Below are 9068 nucleotides of genomic sequence, written 5' to 3'. Positions count from 1 at the left end.
GTCCGGATAGATTAGAGCAAGCCTACCTTGTCAGTATGAATCAGTGTTCTGGAGTTGCAAAACTCGGGCTGACCATAGATTTTGCTGGCCGCTCACTCCAGATAACGCGCGGTGATGCGCTCCATCTCGCCGCTTTCGCGCAGCCAGCGGAACGCATTACTCAGCCGCTGGGCCACCTCTTCCGGCATGCGCTTGCCGCAGGCCAGGTAAATGCGAGTCTCCTGAAGCCTCAGCGCTTCCTGGATTTGCGCGGCGCTGCGTCCCTGCTTCTTCACCAGATAACGCGCAACCGGGCTATGCACGGCCCAGGCATCGGCCACGCCCATGCTCAGCTCGCGATACGCGTCTTCCGTGGTGGGCAGCTCGGCAAAGGCCACATCGTGCTGATGCAGCCACTCGGCCATGGACGACCCCAGCAGCGCCACTACGCGCTTGCCTTTCAAGTCGGCCAGCGTGCGGATTTCAGCCGGCTTATCCGCCAATACATACAGTGATTGGCTGCTGCTATCCAGCAAACCGACCCAGCGATATTGCTCCTCGCGCTTGGGCGAGCGGGTCAAGGGCGCCAAACAGCCATACGTTTCGCTCTGCGCCTGCATCTGCGCCCGCTTCCAAGGCAGATCCACCCATTGTCCGCGCAGACCGGCATGGGCCAACGCCTGCTGTGCGGCCTCCAGCGCGATGCCCTGCCGCGGCGGCACATCCGCGCCGATGATGAATGGCGGGTACTCGATCGAATAAAGATGGATGACGATGGATGGCTCGGCCGCATGCAGCGGCAGGGAACCCAGGCAGCCCAATATCAGCCCAAACAGTTTCTTCATTCCACCCTCTCCAGCGGCAGCGTCCCGTGACGGTGTAAAATGGCAACCATGTCATTGCGAACCCTTATTCTTTGTAGCAGCTTATGCTTGGCCGCTTGCGCCTCCTCGCCTCCGGCCAACGCGCCGGCTCCGGCCAACGCGCCGGCTCCGGCGGGCTACTACCGTATGCAGTCCGGCGACACCCTGTACCGCATTGCCCGTCAATACAAGCAGAGCGTGGGCAATCTGGCACGCTGGAACCAATTGGCCGACAGCTCCAGCATCCAGGCCGGGCAATTGCTGCGCGTCCAGCCGCCGTCCGGCGCCGGCAAATCCGCGTCGGCGGCGAACAAGCCATCGGCCAAAGCCGCGCCGGCCAAGCCGGCGGAAAAACCAGCCGCGCCGCCGCCCAAACTGACCATCAAGCTGCAATGGCCGGCCGATGGCGCGGTCATTGCCAATTACGACGGCAATCGCAACAAGGGGCTGGATATCGCGGGCCAGGCCGGGGATCCGGTGCGCGCCGCCGCCGCCGGCAAGGTGGTGTATGCCGGCAAGGGCATACGCGCCTACGGCAATCTGCTGATCGTCAAGCACAACGCCGACACGCTGACCGTCTACGCCCATAATCAGCGTCTGCTGGTCAAAGAGGATGATCAGGTCAGCGCGGGTCAGCAAATCGCCACCATGGGCGACTCCGGCGCCAACCGCGTCAAGCTGCACTTCGAATTGCGGCTGGGCACCCAGGTGGTCAATCCGGCCGCCTATCTGCCGCCGCGTTGACGAGCCGGCCAGCCCGCCAACGCTCCGCCGCCTTTACAACAAGATAACGACATGAACCGCACCTTGCTCCCGCTCCTGCTAGCCGCCGCGCTGGCAGGCTGCGCCGCCCAGCCGCCCAAGCAACCCGCCCCGGCCTCCGCGCCGTCGCCCGCCGCCGCCTCTGCGCCGGCAGTCGAACCCGCGCCGCCTGCGCCCGTTCAGCCGCCGCAGCCCCCCGCGCCCAAGCCTGCGGCCGCGCCGCGCAACTTCATCCCGGCATCCGTTCCCCCAGGCGTGCGCGACCGCCAAGGCTGGATCGCCGATATCGACAGCGCCTTCCGCCATCTGCAGATCCCGCCCACCGCCGAAAACGCCTGCGCGCTGGCGGCGGTGATCGAGCAGGAATCGAGCTGGCAGGCCGACCCTACGGTGCCGGGCCTGCCGAAAATCGTCTGGAGCAAGATAGAGGAACGCGCCCACCGCTATCTGGTGCCGCTGCCGGTGGTGAAAACCGCGTTGCTGAAAACTTCGCCCAATGGCCAGAGCTACAAGGCGCGGATAGATGGCCTGCGCACCGAGCGCGAGATGAACCAGCTGTACGAGGACATGGCGCGGGAAGCCAAGCAAATGGGGCTGCCGATGGACATGAAGAACCCCATCCGCACCGGCGGGCCGATGCAGGTCAGCGTGGAGTTCGCCGAGTCCCACGTCAAGGCCTGGCCCTACCCGTATGCGCACCGCGACAGCATCCGCCACCAGGTCTTCACCCGCCGCGGAGGGGTCTACTTCGGCGCGGCCATCCTGCTGCAATACCCCGCGCCGTACCAGGACATGCGCTACCGCTTCGCCGACTTCAACGCCGGCCGCTACAGCAGCCGCAACGCGGCGTTCCAGGCCGCCCTGTCCCGCATCGGCGCGCGCAAGCTGGCGCTGGATGGCGATCTGTTGAATTACCAAGACAGCAAGCCCTCCGGCAGCCAGCAGGCTGCGCTGACGCTCGCCGGCAAGCTAGGCATGAGCCGAGACGCCATCCTGCGCGATTTGAAACAGGAAAAATATTCGGCCTTTGGCCAGAGCGAGCTGTACCGCCGGGTGTTCGCGCTGGCGGACCGCCAGCATGGCAAGCCGCTGCCGCGCGCCATCATGCCGCAGATCGACCTCAAAAGCCCCAAGATCACCCGCAAGCTGACTACGCAGTGGTTCGCCGAGCGAGTGGATGGCCGCTATCAACGATGCCTGGCGCGCGTGAGCGCCGCCGACTGATGCCAAGCCGCTGACGACGTCATATAATCCCATGCAACGGCCGGTTTCCCGGCCGTTCTACATTTAAAAAAATAGCGGCAACGCCGCACTTGCTCAGGTTATTCCCATGCGTTCCACTTTTTCGTATTTCCGCGGCTCGCTGGCCTTCAGCGTCGCCGTGCTGGCCGCCGTCGCCTGGTACGGCTTTGACTCAGGCGGCGCCGAGCGCGCCGGCGCCTTTTTGCTCACCACCCTGGTGCTGGCCGTGCTGGAAACCAGCGTCTCTTTCGACAATGCGGTGGTCAACGCCGGCATTCTCAAGGTGATGAGCCATCGCTGGCGCCAGATTTTCATGACCGCCGGCATCGCGGTGGCGGTGTTCGGCATGCGCATCCTGTTTCCGCTGCTGATCGTCGCCACCGCCGGCGGCGTCTCCATGACTGAAGCCTTCATCGTCGCCACCAAGCAGCCGCAGCGCTATCAGCAGATCATGCACGACAGCCATCTGATGATCATGGGCTTTGGCGCGACCTTCCTGTTGATGGTGGTGATCGAATACTTTGTCCAGCACGAGAAGGACGAACACTGGCTGCCCGGCATCGAACCGCTGCTAGCCAAACTGGGCAGCGTGGAAAATGCCCAGTCTCTGGTCACCATCCTGCTGGTGGCGATGGTGGCAGCCTGGGTGCCGGCCGGCCAGAAACTGGCCTTCATCAGCAGCTGTTTCTGGGGCTATGTGGTGTTCATGGTGCTGCACATGTTCAAGCAGCTGTTCGGCGGGATGGATATCAAGACCGCCGCGGCCAGGAATGGCCTGATCGGCTTTGTCTATCTGGAAGTGCTGGACGCCAGCTTCTCGATGGACGGCGTGATCGCCGCCTTCGCCATCACCAGCGACTTCTGGCTGATCGCCGGCGGCCTTGGCATTGGCGCGATGTTTGTGCGCTCGCTGACCATCTACCTGGTGGAACGCGACGTCATCGGACAGTTCAAGTACCTGGAAGTCTCGGCTTTCTGGGCGATTGCCGCGCTGGTCGGCATCATGTTCGCCGCCGCGCTGCATGTGGAGCTGGGCGAAGTGGTTACCGGGCTGATCAGCGTCGCCATCATCGGATTGGGCGTGCTAACCAGCCTGCCCTCGCGCCAGCGGCGCTGAAACGCCAAGGGCCGGGAAACAAGCCCGGCCCTTGGCGTCAAACAGCCGGCGCCCCGCACGGGGCAACCGGGCCATCAGGCTGACGTGCTCAGCAAGGCGCCGACGCCTGCGCTGGTGCCCAACTGGTTTTGCTGCAAATTTTTGCTCAGGTTCTGCAGAAAGGACTGCAGCGATGCCTGGGACGCTTGGCCGTTGTTGTTGAGGCCCAAGGCCTGCTGCAGGGTCTGAAAGGCCGATTGCAGCGTGGAGGTGGCGCCGTTCTGCGTGCCGTTGGCGATGTCCTGCAACAGCTGTTGCAGATTGTTCTGCAAGCCGCCGTAGCCGCCGGCCGCACCGGAGCCGCCCTCGTTGTCCGCGCCGCCGCGATCGACATCGCCGTCATTGTCCTGGCTGCCGCCCGTGCCGGCGCTGCCGCTTGCGCCTGCGGCTCCCTCCTGCTGCAATGCCTGGAACAAGGAGTGAATGAAGGCGTGAACCGCCTGTTGCTGATTGCCGCCCGCCGCGCCTACCGCGCCGCTGGCTCCCGTGCCGTCGGCCCCGTCGCTGCCGCTGCCCGTGGGGTTCCCGCCCGAAGGCGGCTGCAGCAAGCCGGATTGTTGCAAGGCCTGCAACACATCCTGAGCGAACTGGCCGCCGCCGTGATGGTGGTGACCGCCGCCGCCCTGTCCCTGAACTGCGCCGCTGCCACCCTGTTGCGATGGATCAGACGAAAACGTTTCCTGGATATCCACCTGCGTGTACTGCAATGAGATTGAGCTGCTGCCCAGAGACCCGACTGACATGATGCTCTCCTTGACTAGATCCGACGACCCGCCCAGCCTGCGCTGATATCGGTATATCGGCGCCGTGCCAGCCGCACTAAGAAACAGAGTGTAAATTTCTGTTAATTAAGGGAAATTTCCAGCCAGTCTTCCGCCGACGCTGCTCCAGTATAGTCATTGCCATCCCGCGCCGCGCCCCATTCAGGCGCTGGTATTGATCAAGGAACCGACCCCTCCGGCATTCTGCAACTGGGTGCTCTGCAAGGTCACCAGATTCTGCAAAAAGGTATGCAGCGTGGCATGCGTCGCCGCTCCGGCAACGGCATTGCCGCCCAGGGACTGCTGCAGGTCTTTGAACGCCTGCGTGATGCCGGACGTGGCGTTGTTCTGCACGCCATGGTCCACATCCTGCAACAGCTTCTGCAAATTGCCTTGGAAATCGCCATACCCGCTGGCGGACTGCCCCTGCTCGGAACCGCCGCCGCTGGAAAGTCCTTCCGATTGCACCGCCTGATACACCGCGTGCACAAAAGTATGCAGCGCCTGCTGCACATTGCCGGCGCCGGACGCGGCGCCTACCGCATCCGATCCCTGCAGCGCGGCGGCTCCCGCCGACTGCCCTTGCGATTGCGCGGCCGCTGCGCCGGACAGATTGATGCCGGACTGCTGCAAGGCCAGCGCGACCTCCTGGCCAAAGCCGCCGTCTTGTCCATCATTCTGACTGCGCCGCGCCGGCGCCGCAGCCTGCGCGCCGCCTTGACCAGGCGGCGTGAGCACGCCAGGCGCCGACACCGCAAGGTACTGCATTGAAATGGAACCGCCCACCGCGCCAACAGCCATCGCCCCCTCCTCGCCGCGGACCGCCTCGGCGCCACATGCCAGTCAGCAACAACATGTCAAATAGCAGACTCAATGCCAAATCGGATGCCAATCATCGATTACAAATAGCATCAACATCACTATAGAAGGGGAAAAAAGATGCGCAAAGGCGGAGGAAGACGGAAAAACGCGGGAAAACCGGCGCGGCGAAGAAAACGCCGCGCCTAAATGCAGATCGCTAGCCGATCCGGCACAGCAGCAGCAAGGCCAGCACCGTGCCCGCCGCCGCCAGGCCATAGGTCAAGGCCTTGGCCAGCGCGCCACCATGGATGCCGACATCGTGCAGGCTGTGATAGATGCGGTGAGCGGCGTGCCACAGCAGCAGGCTGATCAGCCCCCACAGCGCGGCCTTGCCGATCAGGCTATGCGCCAGCGCCAGCGCGCCTTGGTAACTCGCGGCTTTGGCCGGCAGCCAACCCAGCGGCGCGGCGAAGCCCGTGATAGCCACCAGCATCGGCCCGAACAGCGCGGCCAGCATGCCGCCTGCGCCGAACAGCCCCCAGAAGATGGGCGCATGGGAACGCTTCAGTTGCCTGTTTTTCATTGCGAGATCCCCCAGACGATGCCCAGCAGCGCCAGGCTGGCCAGCAAGGTGGCGGCGAAACCGCCGGCGGTGATGGCGGCGGCGGACACGCGCTTGCCGCCGACGATGACCGGCGGCAAGGTGCGCGGCATGATCTTGAACCAGGTGTAGCTGTGGTAGCCGATCATGGCGAGCAGGATCAGGTGGAACAACAGCGCCAGCGGGCTTTGCAGCGCGGCGATGAAGCCGTTCCACGCCGCCTCGCCCTGGGACAAATGCCACAGGCCGCACAGCAGCACAAAGCCGTAGGCGGCGACGAACAGCGCCGTGCCCTCGTGGATCATGTACTCGATGAAATACGGGTTCTTCTGCCACCAGCCGTCCATCGGCCGGACATAAGGCTTGCGCTTGCTCATTTGCATGCTCCCTTAGGTCTGACGAATCGCAGGAAATAGTCCTTGGCCACTTCGGTCTTGTTCAGGTTGACCGCATTGGCCGGGTCCACCGCCTTGGGGCAGACTTCCGAGCAGTAACCGACCGCCGTGCAGTTGAACACGCCCTCCTGCGCGGCCAGCAGCGCCATGCGCTGCTCGGACGCGCCGTCGCGGCTGTCCTGGTTGTAGCGGTGCAAGAGCGCGATGGCGCCGGGGCCGAGGAAATCCGAGTTCAGGCCGTATTGCGGACAGGCGGCGTAGCACAGCAGGCAGTTGATGCAACCGCTGAACTGGGCGTACCAGTCCATCTGCGCCGGCGTCTGCTTGTACTCGCCCTCGGACAAGGGCTTGTCTTCCTTGGGCACGATATAGGGCGTAATGCTTTCGAGTTTATCGATGAAGTCGTCCAGCACCACCACCAGATCGCGCTCGATCGGGAAGTGGTTCAAGGGCTCGATGCGCAACGTGCCCGGATAGTCGCGCAGGAAGGTCTTGCAGGCGAGCTTGGGCACGCCGTCCACCATCATGCCGCAGCTGCCGCAAATGGCCTGGCGACAGGACCAACGGAAGGCCAGCGTGCCGTCGAGATAATCGCGGATGTATTGCAGGCCCTGCAGCACCGACATGTCATCGCTGTACGGCACGTCGAAGCCTTGCAGCCACGGCTCCTGGTCCAGCTCGGGGCGGTAGCGCAGCACCTCGATATGGATGGTTTTGTCCGTCATGCCTGTTCTCCTTTTTCTGCGGCCACCCCCGCCGCGCCATAGGCGCGCACGCCGGGTTGGGACGTGGTGATCTTCACTTCGCCGTACGCGATGCGCGGCCCGGCATCCGACTGATAAATGGCGTGGCTGTGCTTGAGGAAGTTGACATCGTCGCGCTGCTCGAAGCCGTCCAGCCGCTGGTGGGCGCCGCGCGACTCCTTGCGGTTCAACGCCGAATGCGCCATCGCCTCGGCCACGTCCAGCTGGTAGCCCAGTTCGATGGCCAGCAGCCAATCGCTGTTCCACACGCTGGATTTGTCTTCAACATTGACGTTCTGGAAGCGATGCTTGAGTTCGGCCAGCTTGTCGCAGGTGGCGCGCATGCTGTCTTCCATGCGGTAGATGCCGCAGCCGGCTTCCATGGTTTCCGCCATTTCGCGTCGCAAATCGGCGATGCGCTCGGTGCCGTCCTTGGCCCGCAGCGCGTGCAGGCGGGCCTCAGCCGCTTGCGCCTGCTTCAACAGCCCCTCGCGCTTGGCCGGCTTGCTGTCGCGGGCGAAGCGCGCGGCCTCGATGCCAGCCACCTTGCCGAACACCGACAGCTCGGCCAGCGAGTTGGACCCCAGGCGGTTGGCGCCGTGGATGCCGACGCTGGAGCATTCGCCTGCCGCGTACAGGCCGGGCATGGGCGCGGCGCAATGGCCGTCCACCAGGATGCCGCCCATGGTGTAGTGCACGGCCGGCCGCACCGGGATCGGCTCCTTGGCCGGATCAATGCCCAGGAACTCCTCGGCCAGCTCGCAGATTTGCGGCAGCCGCTCGCGCAGCTTGGCGTGGCCCAGGTGGCGCAGGTCCAGATACACGGCGGAACCCCACGGTCCCTGCACGGTGCGGCCCTTTTGCTGCTCGTACCAGAAGGCCTGGCTCAGCCGGTCGCGCGGGCCCAGCTCCATGAACTTGTTGCGCGGCTTGTCCTCGGCCGGCCCCAGGCCGTAGTCCTGCAGATAGCGGTAGCCGTCCTTGTTGATCAACAGGCCGCCCTCGCCGCGGCAGGCCTCGGTGAACAACAGTCCGGTGCGCGGCATGCAGGTGGGGTGGTATTGGACAAACTCCATATCGCGCAGCGGCACCCCGTGGCGATAAGCCAGCGCCATGCCGTCGCCGGTGACGATGCCGCCGTTGGTGTTTTCGCGAAACACGCGCCCGGCGCCGCCGGTGGCCATGACCACCGCGCCGGCCTCGATCAGCACGCTCTCGCCGCTGGCGATCTCGATGGCCAGCACGCCGCGCGCCTGGCCGTCCTCGACGATCAGGTCGGCGCAGAAGTATTCGTCAAAGCGCTGAATCTGCGGAAACTGGATGGAGGTCTGGAACAGCGTGTGCAGCATGTGGAAGCCGGTTTTGTCGGCGGCGAACCAGGTGCGCTCTATCTTCATGCCGCCAAAGGCGCGCACGTTGACGCTGCCGTCCTCCTTGCGGCTCCACGGACAGCCCCAGTGCTCCAGCTGCACCATTTCTTCCGGGCACTGGCGGACGAAATATTCCACCACGTCCTGTTCGCACAGCCAGTCGCCGCCGGCCACGGTATCGTGGAAGTGGGCATCGAAGCTGTCATGATCCTGCTTGACCGCCGCCGATCCGCCCTCCGCCGCCACCGTGTGGCTGCGCATCGGGTAGACCTTGGACACCAGCGCGATCTTCAGCTTGGGATCGAACTGGGCGGCGGCGATGGCCGCCCTCAAGCCGGCGCCCCCGGCGCCGACAATCACTACGTCTGCTTGGCAGGTCTTCACGCGATTCCCCT

General features: G+C 64.5%; 10 protein-coding genes. 3 read left to right on the top strand and 7 right to left on the bottom strand.

Annotated features, from left to right (window positions below; translation table 11 throughout):
* Positions 1–92: 92 nt before the first annotated feature.
* Complete coding sequence (locus C2134_RS09565) at positions 93–824, bottom strand: substrate-binding periplasmic protein (RefSeq protein ID WP_103319557.1); 732 nt, start codon at positions 822–824, stop codon at positions 93–95.
* Between the two features lie 87 nt (positions 825–911).
* Between C2134_RS09565 and C2134_RS09560 the strand changes: the two genes are divergently transcribed.
* The 3 genes from C2134_RS09560 (at position 912) to C2134_RS09550 (ending at position 3963) form a co-directional block, all read left to right on the top strand.
* Positions 912–1586, top strand: a complete 675-nt coding sequence (locus tag C2134_RS09560) for a peptidoglycan DD-metalloendopeptidase family protein (RefSeq protein ID WP_233196401.1) — start codon at positions 912–914, stop codon at positions 1584–1586.
* A 51-nt stretch (positions 1587–1637) separates the two neighbouring features.
* Positions 1638–2828, top strand: a complete 1191-nt coding sequence (locus tag C2134_RS09555) for a DUF1615 domain-containing protein (RefSeq protein ID WP_103319555.1) — start codon at positions 1638–1640, stop codon at positions 2826–2828.
* A gap of 106 nt (positions 2829–2934) precedes the next feature.
* A complete protein-coding gene (locus tag C2134_RS09550) occupies positions 2935–3963 on the top strand; it encodes a DUF475 domain-containing protein (RefSeq protein WP_103319554.1) in 1029 nt (342 codons plus the stop codon).
* A 74-nt stretch (positions 3964–4037) separates the two neighbouring features.
* Here the strand turns inward: C2134_RS09550 and C2134_RS09545 are convergent, their stop codons facing one another.
* From C2134_RS09545 to frdA, 6 genes are all read right to left on the bottom strand, one after another.
* Positions 4038–4745 (bottom strand): hypothetical protein, encoded by a 708-nt coding sequence (locus C2134_RS09545; protein ID WP_146042121.1) that lies wholly within the window; start codon positions 4743–4745, stop codon positions 4038–4040.
* Between the two features lie 180 nt (positions 4746–4925).
* Positions 4926–5564: a hypothetical protein gene (locus tag C2134_RS09540; RefSeq protein WP_103319550.1), complete on the bottom strand. Its 639-nt coding sequence runs from the start codon at positions 5562–5564 to the stop codon at positions 4926–4928.
* A 217-nt stretch (positions 5565–5781) separates the two neighbouring features.
* Complete coding sequence (frdD, locus tag C2134_RS09535) at positions 5782–6147, bottom strand: fumarate reductase subunit FrdD (protein ID WP_103319548.1); 366 nt, start codon at positions 6145–6147, stop codon at positions 5782–5784.
* Positions 6144–6542, bottom strand: a complete 399-nt coding sequence (locus C2134_RS09530; RefSeq protein ID WP_103319546.1) for a fumarate reductase subunit C — start codon at positions 6540–6542, stop codon at positions 6144–6146. Before C2134_RS09530 ends, frdD begins: the two co-directional genes overlap by 4 nt.
* A complete protein-coding gene (locus C2134_RS09525) occupies positions 6539–7285 on the bottom strand; it encodes a succinate dehydrogenase/fumarate reductase iron-sulfur subunit (protein WP_103319544.1) in 747 nt (248 codons plus the stop codon). The genes C2134_RS09530 and C2134_RS09525 overlap by 4 nt, the downstream gene beginning before the upstream one ends.
* The gene (frdA, locus tag C2134_RS09520) at positions 7282–9057 is read right to left on the bottom strand and encodes a fumarate reductase (quinol) flavoprotein subunit (RefSeq protein WP_103319542.1); all 1776 of its coding nucleotides are present in this window, start codon (positions 9055–9057) and stop codon (positions 7282–7284) included. Before frdA ends, C2134_RS09525 begins: the two co-directional genes overlap by 4 nt.
* Positions 9058–9068 lie beyond the last annotated feature (11 nt).

Source organism: Chromobacterium sinusclupearum (assembly GCF_002902845.1).
Taxonomy (GTDB): Bacteria; Pseudomonadota; Gammaproteobacteria; order Burkholderiales; family Chromobacteriaceae; genus Chromobacterium; species Chromobacterium sinusclupearum.
This window is presented reverse-complemented; position numbering and strand designations above follow the sequence as displayed.